Origin of the sequence: Pseudoduganella sp. OTU4001 (assembly GCF_038440195.1) — a bacterium.
Classification (GTDB): Bacteria; Pseudomonadota; Gammaproteobacteria; order Burkholderiales; family Burkholderiaceae_D; genus Rugamonas.
On sequence record NZ_JASATG010000042.1, the window covers coordinates 1 to 18,586 of the forward strand.

The 18,586-nt window shown below is 67.1% G+C and carries 15 protein-coding genes; 13 read left to right on the forward strand and 2 right to left on the reverse strand.

Annotation, left to right across the window (positions count from 1 at the left end; genetic code table 11):
- Positions 1–194: 194 nt before the first annotated feature.
- Genes AAHE99_RS24290 through AAHE99_RS24350 form a run of 13 tightly spaced genes read left to right on the forward strand, consistent with a single transcriptional unit; the run spans position 195 to position 14,979 of the window.
- The gene (locus AAHE99_RS24290; protein ID WP_342120246.1) at positions 195–2,705 is read left to right on the forward strand and encodes an O-linked N-acetylglucosamine transferase, SPINDLY family protein; all 2,511 of its coding nucleotides are present in this window, start codon (positions 195–197) and stop codon (positions 2,703–2,705) included.
- 11 nt (positions 2,706–2,716) lie between these two features.
- The gene (locus tag AAHE99_RS24295; protein WP_342120248.1) at positions 2,717–4,030 is read left to right on the forward strand and encodes a methyltransferase domain-containing protein; all 1,314 of its coding nucleotides are present in this window, start codon (positions 2,717–2,719) and stop codon (positions 4,028–4,030) included.
- Positions 4,027–4,920, forward strand: coding sequence for a glycosyltransferase family 2 protein (locus AAHE99_RS24300; protein ID WP_342120251.1), 894 nt, complete (start codon positions 4,027–4,029; stop codon positions 4,918–4,920). The genes AAHE99_RS24295 and AAHE99_RS24300 overlap by 4 nt, the downstream gene beginning before the upstream one ends.
- 2 nt (positions 4,921–4,922) lie before the next feature.
- A complete protein-coding gene (locus AAHE99_RS24305; RefSeq protein ID WP_342120252.1) occupies positions 4,923–5,336 on the forward strand; it encodes a sugar 3,4-ketoisomerase in 414 nt (137 codons plus the stop codon).
- 13 nt (positions 5,337–5,349) lie between these two features.
- The gene (locus AAHE99_RS24310; protein ID WP_342120255.1) at positions 5,350–6,459 is read left to right on the forward strand and encodes a DegT/DnrJ/EryC1/StrS family aminotransferase; all 1,110 of its coding nucleotides are present in this window, start codon (positions 5,350–5,352) and stop codon (positions 6,457–6,459) included.
- 19 nt (positions 6,460–6,478) lie between these two features.
- Positions 6,479–7,252: a glucose-1-phosphate cytidylyltransferase gene (gene rfbF / locus AAHE99_RS24315; protein ID WP_342120257.1), complete on the forward strand. Its 774-nt coding sequence runs from the start codon at positions 6,479–6,481 to the stop codon at positions 7,250–7,252.
- Positions 7,249–8,325, forward strand: a complete 1,077-nt coding sequence (gene rfbG / locus AAHE99_RS24320) for a CDP-glucose 4,6-dehydratase (RefSeq protein ID WP_342120259.1) — start codon at positions 7,249–7,251, stop codon at positions 8,323–8,325. Before rfbF ends, rfbG begins: the two co-directional genes overlap by 4 nt.
- A 17-nt stretch (positions 8,326–8,342) precedes the next feature.
- A complete protein-coding gene (gene rfbH / locus AAHE99_RS24325; protein WP_342120261.1) occupies positions 8,343–9,665 on the forward strand; it encodes a lipopolysaccharide biosynthesis protein RfbH in 1,323 nt (440 codons plus the stop codon).
- Between the two features lie 11 nt (positions 9,666–9,676).
- Positions 9,677–10,723, forward strand: a complete 1,047-nt coding sequence (locus AAHE99_RS24330) for an NAD-dependent epimerase/dehydratase family protein (RefSeq protein WP_342120263.1) — start codon at positions 9,677–9,679, stop codon at positions 10,721–10,723.
- Between the two features lies 1 nt (position 10,724).
- On the forward strand, positions 10,725–11,534 hold the full coding sequence (locus AAHE99_RS24335) for a transketolase (protein WP_342120265.1): 810 nt from the start codon (positions 10,725–10,727) through the stop codon (positions 11,532–11,534).
- Entirely contained in the window at positions 11,531–12,457 is a 927-nt protein-coding gene (locus AAHE99_RS24340; protein ID WP_342120267.1) for a transketolase family protein, read from the forward strand. Before AAHE99_RS24335 ends, AAHE99_RS24340 begins: the two co-directional genes overlap by 4 nt.
- Positions 12,458–12,473: 16 nt before the next feature.
- The gene (locus tag AAHE99_RS24345; RefSeq protein WP_342120269.1) at positions 12,474–13,409 is read left to right on the forward strand and encodes an FkbM family methyltransferase; all 936 of its coding nucleotides are present in this window, start codon (positions 12,474–12,476) and stop codon (positions 13,407–13,409) included.
- A gap of 4 nt (positions 13,410–13,413) precedes the next feature.
- A complete protein-coding gene (locus AAHE99_RS24350; RefSeq protein WP_342120272.1) occupies positions 13,414–14,979 on the forward strand; it encodes a glycosyltransferase in 1,566 nt (521 codons plus the stop codon).
- On the opposite strand, the gene AAHE99_RS24355 is transcribed toward AAHE99_RS24350, so the two are convergent.
- Together AAHE99_RS24355 and AAHE99_RS24360 are read right to left on the reverse strand one after the other, a co-directional pair.
- Entirely contained in the window at positions 14,976–16,328 is a 1,353-nt protein-coding gene (locus AAHE99_RS24355; RefSeq protein ID WP_342120274.1) for an HlyD family type I secretion periplasmic adaptor subunit, read from the reverse strand. The genes AAHE99_RS24350 and AAHE99_RS24355 overlap by 4 nt on opposite strands.
- Complete coding sequence (locus AAHE99_RS24360; RefSeq protein ID WP_342120277.1) at positions 16,301–18,454, reverse strand: peptidase domain-containing ABC transporter; 2,154 nt, start codon at positions 18,452–18,454, stop codon at positions 16,301–16,303. Before AAHE99_RS24360 ends, AAHE99_RS24355 begins: the two co-directional genes overlap by 28 nt.
- Positions 18,455–18,586: the final 132 nt, after the last annotated feature.

Genomic DNA, 18,586 nt, shown 5'->3' on the forward strand with positions numbered 1-18,586 from the left:
GGGCGGCAGCACGCTGGCCGATGCCGGCCTGCGTCCGGTCGAGTACAAGCCGCCACAGGAGCTGCTGCTCGCATCGCCGCGCTGAGCAATGTTGCATCCGGGCCAAAAAAGCCTGCCGCCATAGCGGGCAACAGGGTATGATGATGCTCTGCGCCCGCTGCGGCGTTGCGCCGCTTTGACCTGAAAGAAGAGGAATGACCGCATCTGTTTTCGCCGCCCCGCTGCCCAATGTGTCGAAACTGAAGACGCTGGCCGCCCGAGGCCAGTTGCAAGTCCCTGAGCTGTTTACGGCCACCCAGCAGCTGGCCGAACGCGGCGACACTGCCCAGGCCATCGCCCTCTACCGCGCATGGCTCGACCACACCATTTCGCCGCTGGCCTATGCGGTCTGCTTCAACCTGGCCGTGATGCTGTCCGACAGCGGCGACACCGACGGCGCCGAACAGCTGTACCGGCGCGCCATCGCCCTCAACGCCAATTTCATCGAAGCGCGCCTGAACCTGGGCACCCTGCAGGAACGCCTGGGCCGGCCGGACGACGCGCTGGCCACCTGGCGCGACATCCTGCACAGCGTGTCCAACCTGGCCGAGCAGCGCGCCCTGCACCTGCAGGCGCTGAACAACCTGGGCCGGCTGCTGGAAAACCGCAAGCGCCTGGTGGAGGCGGAGGCGGAACTGCGCCAGAGCCTGCTGCTCGAACCGAACCAGCGCAACGTCATCACGCACTGGGTGCACCTGCGCCAGAAGCTGTGCGAGTGGCCGGTCTACAGCGGCCTGCCGCACATCTCCTACGAGGCGCTGCTGGACGGCACCTCGGCCCTGGCCATGCTGGGCGCCTCGCCCGACCCGGCCGAACAGCTGGCCGCCGCGCGCCGCTTCATCGCCGAGAAGGTGAAGACCGACGTGGCGCCGCTCGGCACCGCGGCCGGCTACGCCCACCGCCGCATGCGCATCGGCTACCTGTCCTCGGATTTCTGCTCGCACGCGGTGTCGATCCTGACCGCCGAGCTGTACGAACTGCACGACCGCGCCCGCGTCGAGGTGTACGCCTTCAGCTGGAGCCGCGAGGACCATTCGCCGCTGCGCGCGCGCGTGGTGAGCGCGATGGACCACTACATCCGCATCGACCGCATGAGCGACCTGGAAGCGGCCGAGTGCATCCGCGACCATGAGATCGACATCCTGGTCGACCTGCACGGCCTGACCCTGGGCGCGCGGCCCGGCATCCTGTGCTACCGCCCGGCCCCGGTGCAGCTGACCTGGCTGGGCTTCCCCGGTTCGACCGCGATTCCCGGCGTCGACTACGTGGTGGCCGACCGCTTCCTGATCCCGCCCGAGCTGGAGCCGTATTTCACGGAAAAGCCGCTGCACATGCCGCGCACCTTCCAGATCAACGACCGCCAGCGCGCCATCGGCGCCGCGCCGACGCGCGCCGCCAACCACCTGCCGGAACACGGCATGGTGTACTGCTCGTTCAACAGCACCTTCAAGATCACGCCGGAAGTGTTCGGCGCCTGGATGAGCATCCTGCAGCGCGTGCCCGACAGCGTGCTGTGGCTGGTGGCCGACGGCGAAGCCACGCGCGCCAACCTGGTGCGCGAAGCGGAGGCGCGCGGCGTGGCCGCCACGCGCCTGGTATTCGCCGCGCGCGTGCCGCCGGCCGACTACCTGGCGCGCTACCAGGTGGCCGACCTGTTCCTCGACACCGCGCCGTTCAACGCCGGCACCACCGCCAGCGACGCGCTGTGGGCCGGCCTGCCGGTGCTGACCTGCGCCGGCCGCACCTTCAGTTCGCGCATGGCCGGCAGCCTGCTGCATGCGATGGACTTACCGGAACTGGTGACGCACACGCTGGACGACTACATCGAGACCGCCGTCGCGCTGGGCCAGGAGCGCGGCCGCCTGGCCGCGCTGCGCGCGCGGGTGGCCGCCAACCGCGACCAGTCGCCGCTGTTCGACACGCCGCGCTTCGTGCGCGACTTCGAGGATTTGCTGGAAACCGTATGGGTGCGGGCGCCGGGCGAACCGACCGACGCGCCGGTCGACCCCGCCGCCCTGCGCCACGGCGTGCCGGCGCCGGAACCGCTGCCGATGCAGGGCGCGGTGATGCTGAGCATGCTGCGCCCCGGCCTGCACAGCGTGGCCGAGGTGGGCCCGGGCGAACTGGCGCAAGCCTACCGCCATGCCTGGCCGGCCGCACGCTACACCGCCATCGCGCCGACGCACGCACCGGACGGCTGGGCCAGCGCGCTGGTGGCCAGCAGCCTGGAGGACATGGCGCCGAGCGACTGGCAGCACCTGGCGGCGGCCCAGGCCTGGGTCTTCCCGGGCACGCTGGAACGCCTGCGCGACCCGTGGGCCATGCTGAAGCAGATCCGCGGCCAGGCTTCCGGTCCGGTCGAGATCATCGCCTGCGTGCTGAACGGCGGGCACTGGGCGCTGCAGGCCGGCCTGGCCGGCGGCGTGCTGCCGGCCGAGGTGCCGGGCCGGCTGGCCATGCACTGGCTGACCCGCCACGCGCTGGGCCAATTGTTCACCGAATGCGGCTTCGCCGTGATCAGCGTAACCACCGTGTCCGGCGTGGCGCCGCCGCCGGCCGCGCTGGCAGCGATCGAAGCGCTGGCGGCCGCCACCGGCGCCGACCCCGCGCAGGCCGTCACCGACGCCCTGCCTTACCAATTCATTGTCCGCGCCATCGCGGCCTAAGCGACCCTGCCATGCACGCACATTCCATCCCGATCATCACCGTTTCCTACAATTCGCCGGACCTGATCGAGGCGCTGCTGCGCACCCTGCGCCAGTTCTACCCCAACCCCGTGTACGTCATCGACGGCTCGCGGCCGGACGTGGCGGAGCAGATCCGCCCGATCACGGCGCAGTACCAGAATGTCACGTTCATCCCGTTCGGCTACAACATCCACCACGGTCCCGGCCTGGCCTGGGCGATCCGCCACCTGCCGCTGAGCGGCCCGGTGCTGTTCCTCGATTCGGACGTGGAAATCGTGGCCAACGGTTTCCTGGAATCGATGCTGGCACAGCTGGAACCGCACTTGTACGGCGTGGGCGGCATCCAGCAGGTCAACGAGCAGGGCTACGACGAGCCCGACACCGGCCCGGTGGCCTACCTGCACCCGGCCTGCCTGCTGGCCAATATCGAGGTGATGCGCCAGTGGCCGATGCCGATCAAGCACGGCGCGCCGCTGATCCAGACCATGCTGGCCCTGCACCGCACCGGCAACGCCCACCTGCTGCGCCACCTGGACTGGGTGAAGAACGATTTCTCGCGCACGCCGACGCGCATCTTCATCAAGCACGACTGGCAGGGCACGGTGATCCGCACCGGCGGCTACCATTACGACCTGCCCAGCGCGGGCAGCGAACTGAATAAATACCTGCTGCACTTCACCCCGCGCACCGCCGGCCGCCTGGTCGAGGTCGGCTGCGGCGACGGCACCTTCGCCAAGGCTTACCGCACCATCAACCCGATCTGCAACTACACCGCGATCGAACGCGACGCGCGCCTGGCCGACCTGGCCCGCCCGCACTGCGATTTCGTCTACGCCGAGGATGTCGAGCTGGCCAGCGCCGACTTCCGCAGCCACACCGACGGCGCCGACTGCTGGATCCTGGGCGACGTGCTGGGCGCGCTGCAGGACCCCTGGGCGCTGCTGCGCCATATCCACGCCACCATGGCGCCGGGCGGCCAGCTGATCATCTCGGTGCGCAATTTCCAGCACTGGCGCATGCAGGCCCGCCTCAGCCTGGGCGACCTGCACTATGCGCAGCCCGGCAACAACGCCGCGCTCAGCCGCGACGACCGCTACGTCTTCACCCGCGGCAGCATCCTGGCCATGCTGGCGCAGTGCGGCTTCCGCATTGCCGGCGGCAGCCCGCTGATCCCGGATGAGCCGGAACGCGAGCACTTCCTGCCGGCCATCCGCGCGCTGGCGGCGGCCGGCGGCCACACCGGCGACCAGGCGGTGCAGGACGCCCTGCCGACGCAGTACATCCTCGTGGCTGAGGTCGCATGACCGCGCCGGCCAGCCAGCTGCCCAAGGTCAGCATTGTCATCCCGTCCTACAAGGCCGAGCATTTCGAGCAATGCCTGCGCTCGGCGATCGGCCAGAGCTACCCGCATACCGAAATCCTGGTCAGCGACAATTGCCCGACCGACGCCATCGAGCAGATCTGCGCCCGCTTCCCGGGCGTGCTCTACCAGCGCAACACGGTGATCCGCACCGACAACGTGCTGTCGGCGCTGTATTCGGGCAAGGGCCACTACATCAAGCCGCTGTTCGACGACGATATCCTGCACCCGTTCTGCGTCGAGCGCATGGTGACGGCGATGACCGGGCGCGACGAGGTGCAGCTGGTGTTTTCCGCCTCGCAGGTGATCGACGCCCGCAACGACCGGCTCGAGACGCGCCGCCCGTACCAGGCCAACGGCACCCTGACCGGGCGCGACCTGCACCGCAGCATGGTGCTGGGCATGCAGAATTTCATCGGCGAGTTCAGCTCCATCATGTTCCGCCGCGACAAGCTGTGGCAGATCGGCTGGCAGCGCCTGTTCGCGCTGGGCCCGCACGATTGCACGCGCGGCCTGGCCGACGTGGCCGCCTACCTCAACCTGGTGGAGGGCGGCAGCGCCTTCTACATCGACGAGGAACTGAGCTACTTCCGGCGCGACCCGGTGCTGCAGTCGAATTCCAACCCGCACGCCAACCCGGACTTCGGCTACTGCTTCTCGGACTACTTCGACCTGCTGCTGGCCTCGCACACGCTGGGCGTGGTCAGCGATGAGGAATTGCTGGCGCAGGAGCCGTCGGTGGCGGCCGCGCGCGCGCGCCTGGCGCCGCTGTTCAGCCAGGTCGAACAGTCGTACCAGCGCTACCTGGCCTACGCCGCCCCGCTGAAAGGATAACCATGCTGGACCAATGCCGCATCATCGAGCTGCCGCGCCACAACGACCCGCGCGGCAACCTGTCCGTGATCGAATCGGGGCGCCACATCCCGTTCGACATCCAGCGCGTGTATTACCTGTACGACGTGCCGGGCGGCTCGACGCGCGCCGGCCACGGCCACCTCGAACTGCAGCAGCTGTTCGTGGCCATGTCCGGCAGCTTCGACGTGATTGTCGACGACGGCCACCAGCGCAAGAAGTTCCAGCTGAACCGCTCGTATTACGGCCTGTACGTACCCAAGCTGATGTGGCGCGAGGTCGAGAATTTCTCCTCGGGCGCGGTATGCATGGTGCTGGCCTCGACCATGTACGACCCGGCCGATTATTTCCACGACTACGGCGCCTTCAAGGCCGCCGTGGCGGCCCACGAGGCCTAACCCGACCATCATCATGAGCATCCCCTTCCTCGACCTCAAAGCAATCAACCTGTCCCAGGCCGACGAACTGCAGGCCGCCTTCCAGCGCGTGCTGCAGTCCGGCTGGTTCGTGCTCGGCCAGGAGGTCGAGCAGTTCGAGCGGCGCTTCGCCGCCTACTGCGGCGCCGGCCACGGCATCGGCGTGGCCAACGGCCTGGACGCCATCATGCTGGTGCTGAAGGCGGCCGGCATCGGCCCCGGCGACGAGGTGATCGTGCCCAGCAACACTTTCATCGCCACCTGGCTGGCGGTCAGCTACTGCGGCGCCACCCCGATCCCGGTCGAGCCGGTGGAAGCCACCTACAATATCGACCCGGCGCGCATCGCCGCCGCCATCACGCCGCGCACGCGCGCCATCATCCCGGTCCACCTGTACGGCCAGCCGGCCGACATGGCGCCGATCCTGGCGCTGGCCGAGCAGCACGGCCTGCTGGTGGTGGAGGACGCGGCGCAGGCGCACGGCGCGCGCTACCGCGGCCAGCGCACCGGCAGCCTGGGCCGGGCGGCCGCCTTCAGCTTCTACCCGGGCAAGAACCTGGGCGCGCTGGGCGACGGCGGCGGCATCACCACCAGCGACGGCGCGCTGGCCGAACGCCTGCGCACCTACCGCAACTACGGTTCGCAGAAGAAATACCATAACCAGGTGCAGGGCTACAATTCGCGCCTGGACGAACTGCAGGCGGCCTTCCTCAGCACCAAGCTGGCCGTGCTGGACGAGGGCAACACGCTGCGCCGCGCGATCGCCGCGCGCTATACCGAATTGCTGGCCGACATCCCCGGCCTGCTGCTGCCCAGCGTGCCCGAGTGGGCCGAGCCGGTCTGGCACCTGTATGTGGTGCGCCACCCACAGCGCGACCGGCTGGCCGCCGCGCTGGCCGAGGCCGGCATCGGCACCATCGTGCACTACCCGATCGCGCCGCATATGCAGCAGGCGTACGCCGAACTGGGCTACAAGGAAGGCGACTTCCCGATCGCCGAGGCGATCCACCGCGAAGTGCTGAGCTTACCAATCGGGCCACACATGACCCTGCAACAGGCGGACGAGGTGGCGCTGGCGGTGCGGCGCGCCGTACAATGCCTGTAAATACTACTTCGGGGACACTATGAAAGCAGTCATTCTGGCAGGCGGTCTGGGTACACGGCTGAGCGAAGAAACCTCGCTGAAGCCGAAACCAATGGTCGAAGTGGGCGGCAAGCCCATCCTGTGGCACATCCTGAAATCCTACTCGGCGCACGGCATCAACGATTTCGTGATCTGCTGCGGCTACAAGGGCTATGTGATCAAGGAATTCTTCGCCAACTACTTCCTGCACACCTCCGACGTCACGTTCGACATGCAGTACAACACCATGCAGGTGCACGAGCGCCATGCCGAGCCGTGGAAGGTGACCCTGGTCGACACCGGCGACGCCACCCTGACCGGCGGCCGCCTGAAGCGCGTGCGCCAGTACGTGGAAAAGGAAGAAGCGTTCTGCTTCACCTACGGCGACGGCGTGGCCGACATCGACATCACCGCCTCGATCGCCTTCCACCGCGAACACGGCCGCCTGGGCACCATGACCGCGGTGCAGCCGCCGGGCCGCTTCGGCGCCATCGACATGGACGGCCAGCGCATCACCGCCTTCAAGGAAAAGCCGCAGGGCGACGGCAACTGGATCAACGGCGGCTACTTCGTGCTGTCGCCGAAAGTGATCGACTATATCGACGACGACAGCACCATCTGGGAAAAAGGCCCGATGGAGCGGCTGGCGGCGGAAGGCCAGATGAACGCCTACCTGCACAGCGGCTTCTGGCAGCCGATGGACACGCTGCGCGACAAGGTGCTGCTGGACGAGCTGTGGCAGAGCGGCCAGGCGCCGTGGAAAAAATGGGCATGAACCCGGCATTCTGGCACGGCAAGCGGGTCTTCCTGACCGGGCACACCGGGTTCAAGGGCAGCTGGCTCAGCCTGTGGCTGCAAAGCCTGGGCGCCCAGGTCACCGGCTACGCGCTGGCCCCGGCCAGCCAGCCCAGCCTGTTCGAAACGGCCGGCGTGGCGGCCGGCATGCGCCACCTCGAGGGCGACGTGCGCGACGCGGCGGCGCTGCAAGCGGCGCTGCAGGCGGCCCAGCCCGAGATCGTGATCCACATGGCGGCGCAGGCCCTGGTGCGCTACTCCTACGCCCACCCGGTGGAAACTTATGCCACCAACGTGATGGGCCTGGTCAACCTGTTCGAGGCGGTGCGCGCCACGCCCGGCATCAAGGCCGTGGTCAACGTCACCAGCGACAAATGCTATGAAAACCGCGAGTGGCCGTGGGGCTACCGCGAAAACGAGGCGCTCGGCGGCTACGACCCGTACAGCAACAGCAAGGCGTGCGCCGAGCTGGTCACCAGCGCCTACCGCAACTCCTTCTTCAACCCGGCCGCCTACGCCCAGCATGGCGTGGCGCTCGGCTCGGGCCGCGCCGGCAATGTGATCGGCGGCGGCGACTGGGCCGAAGACCGCCTGATCCCCGACATGATGCGCGCCATCGCGCGCGGCGCACCGGTGCACATCCGCAGCCCGCACGCGATCCGCCCCTGGCAGCACGTGCTGGAGCCGCTGTCGGGCTACCTGGCCCTGGCCGAGGCCCTGTACCAGGGCCACGGCGATTTCGCCGAAGGCTTCAACTTCGGCCCGCCCGATACCGACGCCCGCCCGGTCGAATGGATCGTCAGCCGCCTGTGCGCCCAGTGGGGCGACGGCGCGCGCTGGGAGCTGGACCGCGCACCGCAGCCGCACGAGGCGACCTACCTCAAGCTGGACTGCTCCAAGGCGCGCGCGCGCCTGGGCTGGAGCCCGCGCTGGACGCTGGCGCACACCATCGACCGCATCGTGGCCTGGCACCAGGCCCATGCACGCGGCGCCGACATGCGCGCCGTCACGCTGGCCCAGATCGGCGACTATCAACACACTGCAATCGAATAAACGGACAAGGCTGGAACATGAGCGAAGCAAACAAACAGGAACAACTGCGCGAGCAGATCATCAAGCTGGTCGGCGAATACGCGGCGGCGGCGCAGCCGCGCCCCTTCGAACCGGGCGTGACGGTGGTGCCGCCGGCCGGCAAGGTGGTCGGCGCGCCGGAAATGGAAATGATGGTGCACGCCTCGCTCGACGCCTGGCTGACCACCGGCCGCTTCAACGATGAATTCGAGAAGAAGCTGGCCAAGTTCATCGGCGTGCAGCACCTGATCACGGTCAACTCCGGCTCCTCGGCCAACCTGGTGGCGTTCAGCGCCCTGACCTCGCCCAAGCTGGGCGAACGCGCGATCCAGCCGGGCGACGAGGTGATCGGCGTGGCGGCCGGCTTCCCGACCACGGTCAACCCGATCATCCAGTTCGGCGCGGTCCCGGTGTTCGTGGACGTCGAGCTGGGCACCTACAATATCGACGTGAGCAAGCTGGAAGCGGCGATCAGCCCGAAGACCAAGGCCATCATGCTGGCCCACACGCTGGGCAACCCGTACAACCTGGACGCCATCACCGCCATTTGCAAGAAATACAATCTGTGGCTGGTGGAAGACTGCTGCGACGCGCTCGGCTCGACCTACAACGGCAAGATGGTCGGCACCTTCGGCGACATCGGCACCATGTCGTTCTACCCGGCGCACCACATCACCATGGGCGAGGGCGGCGCGGTATTCACCAACAACTACGAGCTGAAGATGATCGCCGAGTCGTTCCGCGACTGGGGCCGCGACTGCTACTGCGCGCCGGGCAAGGACAACACCTGCGGCAAGCGCTTCTGCCAGAAGCTGGGCACCCTGCCGGAAGGCTACGACCACAAGTACACCTACAGCCACCTCGGCTACAACCTGAAGATCACCGATATGCAGGCGGCCTGCGGCCTGGCCCAGATCGACCGCGCGCCGGGCTTCATCCAGGCGCGCAAGGACAACTTCGCCTACCTGAAGGAGCGCCTGCAATCGTGCGCCGAGTTCCTGGTGCTGCCGGAAGCCACCGCCGGCAGCGACCCGTCCTGGTTCGGCTTCCCGCTGACCTTGAAGCCGGAAGCCAATTGCAGCCGCGTCGACCTGCTGACCTACCTGGACCAGCACAAGATCGGCACCCGCCTGCTGTTCGCCGGCAACCTGCTGCGCCAGCCGTACATGATCGGCCGCAACTACCGCGTGGCCGGCGAGCTGGCCAACACCGAGCGCATCATGCACGACACCTTCTGGATCGGCGTCTACCCCGGCCTGTCGCGCGAGATGCTGGACTTCGCGGCCGAGAAGCTGGAACAATTCTTCGGCGTCGGCTTCTGAGCATGGCGGCGTTGCAACGACATCCGATCGAGGCCGCCGACATGGCGGCCATCGTGGACGGCTTCGGCATCGACTGGGCGCCGCTGGCCGGGCGCACCGTGTGCATCACGGGCGCGGCCGGCTTCCTGCCGGCCTACATGGTCGAGACCATGCTGTACCTGAACGAAACGCGCGCGCTCGGCATCCGCGTGCTGGCCCTGGCGCGCAGCCGGCCCGGTTTCGAACGCCGCTTCGCCCACCATGCCGGGCGCAGCGACCTGGTGTTCATCGAACAGGACATCAGCCAGCCGTTCACGCTGGACGAGCAGCCCGACTACATCATCCACGCCGCCAGCCAGGCCAGCCCGAAGTACTATTCGTCGGACCCGGTCGGCACCCTGAGCGCCAACACGCTCGGCACCGCCGCCCTGCTCGAACTGGCGCGCCGCAGCCACAGCCGCGGCTTCCTGTATTTCAGCAGCAGCGAAGTGTACGGCCAGCCGTCGCGCGTGCCGACTGCCGAGGGCGACTACGGCGTGGTCGACCCCACCAATGTGCGCGCCTGCTACGCCGAGAGCAAGCGCATGGGCGAGAACATGTGCGTGTCGTGGCACCACCAGCACGGCGTGCCGGTCAAGATCGTGCGCCCGTTCCACACCTACGGCCCGCGCATGCAGCTGGACGACGGCCGCGTGTACGCCGACTTCGTGGCGGCCATCCTGCGCGGCGAGAACATCGCGCTGAAGAGCGACGGCCTGGCCACGCGCGCCTTCTGCTACTCGGCCGACGCGGTGGCCGGCTTCTGGCGCGTGCTGCTGGAAGGCGCGCCCGGCGCGGCCTACAATATCGGCAACCCGGACGGTGAAATCAGCATGCGCGCCCTGGGCCAGCTGCTGGTCGGCCTGTACCCGGAAAAAGGCCTGACCCTGAGCTATGTGGAGCGCGCCGCCGGCGACAACTACATGCCGAGCGCCGTGGCGCGCGGCTGTCCCGACATCGCGCGCGCCGCCGCCCTCGGCTGGCAGCCGCGCACCTCGCTGGCGGACGGCTTCCGCCGCACCATTGAAAGCTATCTCTGACATGAACCGCACCGAAGACCTGGCGCAGCGCATCCGCTTGCAGTGCCTGCACATGTGCCATAGCAAGAAGGCGTCCCACCTGGGCGGCGCCTTCTCGGTGGCCGACATCCTGGCCGTGCTGTACGGCAGCGTACTGGTGAAGGACCCGTCCCAGCCCAAGGCGCCGCAGCGCGACCGCCTGTTCTACAGCAAGGGCCACGCCTGCACCGCGCTGTACGCGGCGCTGGCCGAGAGCGGCTACTTCCCGCGCGCCGAACTGGACACCTTTACCGACAACGGCAGCTACCTGACCTCGCACGTCAACCACAAGGTGGCCGGGGTCGAACTGTCGACCGGCAGCCTGGGCCACGCGCTGTCGGTGGCGGCCGGGGTGGCGCTGGCCGGCAAGCGCCGCGGCCAGGGCTGGCACACCTACGCCATCGTCAGCGACGGCGAACTGGACGAGGGCAGCAACTGGGAAGCCATCCTGTTCGCGCCGCACCACGGCCTCGACCAGTTGACCCTGGTGGTCGACTACAACAAGATCCAAAGCTTCGGCAGCACCGCCGAAGTGCTCAACCTGGACCCGCTGGCGGACAAGTTCACCGCCTTCGGCTGGGAAACCCTGGAAGTGGACGGCCACGACCACGCCGCGCTGCAGGCGGCGCTGGCGCAAGGCGGCCGCAGCGGCAAGCCGCGCGTGGTGATCGCCCACACCATCAAAGGCAAAGGCGTCAGTTTCATGGAACACCAGCTGGCCTGGCACTACAAATCGCCCGACGCGGCGCAATACGAGGCGGCGCGCCAGGAACTGGGCGGGGTGGCGGCATGAGGAACAGCTTCATCAAGACCCTGCTGGCCCTGGCCGAACAGGACGAGCGCATTTTCCTGCTGTGCGGCGACCTCGGCTACTCGGTGCTGGAGCCGTTCGCCCAGCGCTTCCCCGACCGATTCCTGAACGTCGGCATCGCCGAGCAGAATATGGTGGGCCTGGCGACCGGCCTCAGCATGGAAGGCTACACCGTCTTCTGCTACTCGATCGGCAACTTCCCCACCCTGCGCGCGATGGAGCAGATCCGCTACGACGTCTGCTACCACGACGCCAACGTGAAGATCATCGCGGTCGGCGGCGGCTATGCCTACGGCCCGCTCAGCACCTCGCACCACACCACCGAGGAGCTGGGCATGCTGCGCACCATCCCGGGCATGGTGGTGACCGCACCGGGCGACCCGGCCGAGGTGGACGCCATGACGGCCTTCATCAGCCAGCACCGCGGCCCCTGCTATATGCGCCTGAACAAGGCGGGCGAACCGCGCCTGCACCCGCAGCCGCAGCCGCCGGCCCTGGCGCTCGGCGCCAGCCTGGCGGTGCGCACGGTGCCCGGCGCCACCGCCGCCGTGTTCGCCACCGGCGACATGGTCGGCTACGCGGTGCGCTACCTGGAAGCGCGCCAGCTGCCGGTCGACGTGCACAGCTTCCCCTTCGTCAACCCGATCGACAGCGCGCAGCTGGCCACGCTGGCGGCGCGCTACGACCAGGTGGCCACGCTGGAAGAGCACCAGGCCAACGGCGGCTTCGGCTCGGCCATCCTGGAACGCCTGCACGACCTGCTGTCCGGCGGCCAGCTGGCGCGCCTGCCGGCCGTGCAGCGCATTGCGATCCCGAACGCCTTCATCAGCAGCGCCGGCAGCCAGGACTTCCTGCGCGAGCAGATGCAGCTGACCCTGGACCGCTGGCAGCCCGCCCGCACCTGACCCACTCGAGCGCCCTATGAAATCCATCCAAGACACCCTCGCCCAGTTCCAGGCCGGCAGCATCGACAAGCCGACCTTCATCCGCACCATGTACGAAGAGCACCACGCGGCGCTGTTCGACTACGCCAACTACCTGGCGCAGACCAATGTGCGCAAGATCGAGATCGAAGACGGCAAGGTGGTGATGACCTCGCGCGACCGCGGCATCCGCATCGCCTGCACCCCGGGCGACTACCGCGTGTCGCCGATGGAGACGCTGAACTTTTTCGACTACGAAAAAGAAGAGTCGACCATGATGGAAAACCTGGTGGCCGACGGCGACAACTTCTTCGACATCGGCGCCAACATCGGCTGGTACTCGATCAATATCGCCGCCTCGCGCCGCGCCAGCACGGTATACGCCTTCGAGCCGCTGCCGACCACCTACGGCCAGCTGCAGACCAACCTGGCGCTGAACGCCACCAACAACGTCAAGAGCTTCCACTTCGGCCTGTCCAACCAGGCCGGCGAGTTCACCTTCTACTACCCGCCGGAAGGCTCGGGCAACGCTTCCTCGGTCAACCTGACCGGGCGCAGCGACGTGCGCACCTTCCAGTGCCAGGTGCGCACGCTGGACGACTTCACGCGCGAGACCGGCACCCGGGTCGACTTCATCAAGTGCGACGTGGAAGGCGCCGAGCTGCTGGTGTTCCAGGGCGGCCTGGATACGATCGCGCGCGACAAGCCGGCGGTGCTGGCGGAGATCCTGCGCAAGTGGTCGGCCAAGTTCAACTACAACCCGAACGAGATCTTCGCGCTGTTCCGCAAGCTCGGCTACCGCGTGTTCACCGCCGAGGGCGGCCGCCTGCACCCGTTCGGCGAAATGGACGAGCACACCATCCCGACCAATTATTTCTTCCTGCACCCGGCCAAGCACGCCGAGCTGCTGCGCCGCTACGAAGCAAACGCCTGAGACCATGGAAACGCCCGCACTGACGCTGTCGATCTGCATTCCCACTTTCAACCGCGGCCCGCTGCTGGCGCAAACCCTCGAGAGCATCGTGGTGCAGGCGGCCTTCCGCGACGGCCACGATGTCGAGGTGGTGATTTCGGATAACTGCTCGGACGACGACACGCAAGCCGTGACGGCGCGCTACGCGGCCGCCTTCCCGGACAAGATCCGCGTGTTCCGCCAGGCCGACACCATCTCGCCCGACCTCAACTTCGCCTTCGTGATGGGCGAAGGCCGCGGCACCTACCTCAAGCTGCACAACGACAACCTGACGTTCCGCGATGGCAGCCTGGCCGAGATGCTGAAGGTGTTCAAGGCCACCGCGCTGGAAAAGCCGGTGATCTTCTTCACCAACGGCAACAACCGGCAGGAGGAGCCGCTGGAAATCCTGACCAGCATGAACGACTTCCTGCGCCGCGTGTCGTATATCGCGACCTGGATCGGCGGCTTCGGCATGTGGCGCGACGAATTCCGCGCCATGCCGGATGTGAGCCGCAACGCCCACCTGCGCCTGCTGCAAACCGATGTGCTGTACCGCCTGCTGGCCCTGGGCAAGCGCGCCATCGTGCTGTTCGACACCTACTTCATCGGTTTGCCGGTGGGGCGCAAGGGCGGCTACAGCGCCAAGGGCGGCTATAACATCGCCGAAGTGTTCGGCAAGAATTACCTGCAAATCCTGAAATGGCAGCTGGAGGCGGGCCGCCTGGACCGCGCGCTGTTCGAGGCGGAGAAAAAGCGGCTGCTGCTGAACCACATCATCCCGTACTACTTCGACACCAACAACGATTTCCAGAAGACCGGCTTCTTCCCGTATATGCAGGACTACCTGCAGGACGATTACTTCTACCAGGCGATGGAAAAACTGGCCATGGCGCCCAAGACCGCCGTCGCACCGGAAACGCCGCAGGACCTGATCGCGGCGCACCACGCACGCCAGGCGGCCCAGTTCCGCGCGCTCAACCCGCACAATGAAGTCACGCTGGAACGCGGCCACGGCATGGTCGATTTCAACCGCATCACGGTGGGGCGCCGCAGCTATGGCGGCCTGACGTTATGGATGTTCGGATCGCCGGAGGAAGCGCTGCACATCGGCCATTACGTGTCGATCGCCGACGACGCCAAGTTCCTGCTGGGCGGCGGCCACGCCACCGACGGCTTCTCGACCTTCCCGTTCCAGGCCAAGTTCTTCGCCACCACCGAGGCGCTCAGCAAGGGCCCGATCGTGATCGGCGACGACGTCTGGATCGGCTACCACTGCACCATCCTGTCCGGCGTGACGATCGGCCAGGGCGCCGTGGTAGCGGCCGGCAGCGTGGTCACCAAGGACGTGCCGCCGTATGCGGTGGTGGGGGGCACCCCGGCCCAGGTGATCCGCTACCGCTTCACGCCGGAGGTGATCGAGAAGATGCTGACGCTGGATTATTCCCAGCTCAGCGATGAAACCATCCTGCGCAACCGCGACTTGCTGGGCCTGCCGATCACGGCGGACAATGTGGACGCCGTGCTGGCGCGCCTGCGCGGCGCGGCTTAAGGTTCGCGGATCGACTCGTCGAGCGCCTTGGTGAGTGGCCACAGCAGGTAGGACATCACCGAGCGCTTGCCCACCACGACTTCGCCGTTCAGCGTCATGCCCGGCAGCAGCTGGGTATTCGGCGGCATATTGCGCAGCTTGTTCGGTCCCAGCTCGATGCGGCTGATGTAGTAGGAGTCGGACGGCGCGCCCGGCGGCGCCTGGTCGCGCTGGAAGGCGTCGCGGCTGATGGTGCGCACCTTTCCTTCCAACATGCCGTGCTGCTGGAACGGGTAGGCGCTCAGCTTCACGTGCACCGTGTCGCCCACCTTGATGCCGCCGATATCGCTGGCGTCGATGAACACTTCCGCCTCCAGCTGGCCGTGCAGCGGCACCAGCACGAACATCTTTTCCGCCGCCTGCACCACCGAACCCGGCGACAGCTTGCCCACTTCCAGCACCACCGCATCGGCCGGCGCGGTCAGCTGCACCAGCTGGTGGCGCTTGTCGGCCTTGGCCAGCTGCTCGGCGATGCTGTCGCGTTCACGCGTGGCGCCCAGCAGGTCTTCCATCGATTTCTGGCGCCAGCCCTTGTTGAAGGCGGCGCGCTCGGCTTCGGCGGCGCCCAGTTCGCGCGCCAGCTCGGCGTCGCGGTTGCGGCCCATCACCAGCGAACGCTCCACTTCCAGGCGGCGGTCGCGCGCTTCCAGCAGGTGCATCTTGGCGCCGAAATTCTCGGCCAGCAGCTTTTCCTGCATGGCTTCGATTTCACTCAGCGATTTCAGGCGCTGCGCCAGCACCTGCTGGTCGCGCTTATTGGTTTCCATGCTGGCCTTGAGGCGCTCGATGGTCTGGTCCAGGCGGTTTTTCTGCGCCTCGAAATTGGCCTGGCGCTCGTTCGACAACTGCGCCTGCAGGATGTCGTCGGCCGAGGACAGCTTGCCGGCCGGCGCCGCCTTGCCGGTCAGTTCAGCCCGCAGCGATTTCTCCTGGTTCTGCAGGCTTTGCAGGCGGCTGCGCAGCTGGGCCTCGTCGGCCTGGGTGAAGGTCGGGTCGAGCGTGGCCAGCAGCTGGCCCTTCTTCACCACCTGGCCGGCGCGCACCTCGATGCGCTGCACCAGCGAGGTTTCCAGCGGCTGCACCACGATATTCGGCACCGTGTTGACCAGGCGCCCCGGCGCCATCACCACCTTCTCCACCTTGGAGAAAATGGCCCACAGGATGAACACCAGGAACACCCCCGCCAGTAAATGCAGGGTGATGCGCAGGTACGATGGCAGCGGCATGCGCTCGATGGCATCCGCGTCCGGCAGGAAGTCGACCCGGGTTTCGTCGCCGCGCTTCACAGGTGGCTTGTTTGCTGGTTCCATAAGTGCTGGTAGGTGTCGCTACGGGTGAGCAGTTCTTCATGGCGGCCCATGTCGACCAGGCGGCCGCGCTGCATCACCATGATGGCGTCGGCATTGACCAGGGTCGACAGGCGGTGCGAAATCATCACCACGGTGCGGCCGACGGCAATGCGCGACAGGTTGTTGATGAAGATCGCTTCGCTTTCCGGATCCAGTGCCGACGCCGCTTCATCCAGGATCAGGATGCGCGGCTTGGCCAGCAGCGAGCGCGCGATCGACAGGCGCTGTTTCTGGCCGCCGGACAGGTTGGCCGCGTTTTCTTCCAGCATGGTGTCGTAGCCATGCGGCAGGCGCTCGATGAACTCGTCGGCGCCGGCGGCGGCCGCCGCTTCGGCGATTTCCTCGAACGTGGCGTCCGGCTTGGTGACCAGCAGGTTGTCGCGCACGGTGCCGCGGAACAGGAAGTTCTCCTGCAGCACTACGCCGACCTGGCGACGCAGGTGCGACAGCTCGATTTCGCGCGCATCGGTGCCGTCGAAGCGCACGATGCCCGACTGCACGTTGTACAGGCCCTGGATCACCTTGGTCAGGGTGGTCTTGCCCGAGCCGCTACGGCCGACGATGCCGACCACGGTGCCGGGCTGGATGGTGAAGGCGGTGCGGTCCAGCGCATTGGTCTGCGAACCCGGGTAGCGGAAGGTCACGTCCTCGAACTTGATCTCGCCCTTCAGGGTCGGGCGCAGGCCGCCGGCGCCGGCGCGGCCTTCCGGCGCACGGTTCATCACCTCGCCCAGCATCTTCACCGACAGCGCGGTTTCCTGGTATTCGTTGATCAGGCCGGCGATCGAGATCAGCGGCTGGGTGACGCGCTGCGACAGCATCTGGAACGCGATCAGGGCGCCGACCGACAGCGCCTGGTCGAACACCAGCTGGGCGCCGACGATGATCAGCAGCACCGGCATCAGCTTGCCGAGGAAGTCGGTGACCGCGTTGCCGGTGATGGAAATCTGGCCGACGCGGAAGTGCATATTGATCGCTTCGGCCGAACGCTGGTCCCACTGGCGGCGCTGGGCCGGCTCCAGGGCCAGCGCCTTGACCGTGCGCATGCCGTGGATGCTTTCCACCAGCATGCCCTGGCGTGCGCCCTCGGCCGCGTACAGCGCGTGCAGGCGGCGCTGGAACGGCGGCACCATGGCCAGCACGATGCCGCCGATCAGCAGGGCGAACACCAGCACGATCATGGTCAGCTGGAAGGAATACGAGAACAGGATCGGCAGGAAAATCACCAGCGTGATCAGGTCGAGGCCGGTGAAGAACAGGCGCCCGGTCAGGAAGGAGCGGATGCGTTCCAGCTGCTGCATGTGGCGCGTGATGACACCGGCCGTGGTGGTCTCGAAGTAATCGATGGGCAGCGACAGCAGGTGGCTGAAGGTGCGCCGCGTCAGCCGCATGTCGATCTTGTTGGAGGCCGCCAGGATCAGCATCTGGCGCAGGAAGCCGAAGGTGGAATCGAACAGCAGGGCCATGATGACGCCGACCGACAGTACCCACAGCGTAGTGACCGCCTGGTGGTTGAGCACCTTGTCGATCACCAGCTGGAAGAACATCGGCGAGGCCAGGGCCAGCAGCTGCATGGCGATGGCGGCGATGAAGATGTCGCGGAAGGCGGCCTTCTGGCGCAGGATTTCCGGGATGAACCAACGCAGGCCGAACGGCTGGTTGGGGTCGGTCAGCTTGTGCTGGCGTTTGACGAACAGCACGGCGCCGCTCCAGCGCGCGGTCAGCGCGGCGCGCTGCAGCATTTCCACTTGCGCGGTGCCGGCCATCGGATCGAGCACGGCCACCTGGCCTTCGCCTGCGCCTTCGCCGCTGCGGGCGCCGATCACGATCACCATCTGGCCATTGTTCAGGCGCGCCAGCAGCGGGAACACGCCGCTCTGGTTCAGCAAACCTTCCCACGTCAGGGTGCCGCTGGTGGCTTTCAGGCCAATGTCGTTTGCCATGCGCAACAGCAATCCGTCACCCGGCTCTTCCGACCCCAGCGCGTAATCGTCGATCAGGCGCTCGGGATTGATTTGCAAGCCGTGATGCTGCGCCACCGCCGTCAGGCACTGCACCGCAGTATGGGGGAATTTAGTTTGCGTCATGGGGCTGCGGGGTCACCTTCCTGATATGCAATCCCAGCGATTCTACCGCAGGCGCTGTGAGTTACCCAAGTTTTTAAAGCCGAGAAAAAAGCGGCAAGACTGGTGGTCTTGCCGCTTTTGCGAGGCGCCGGG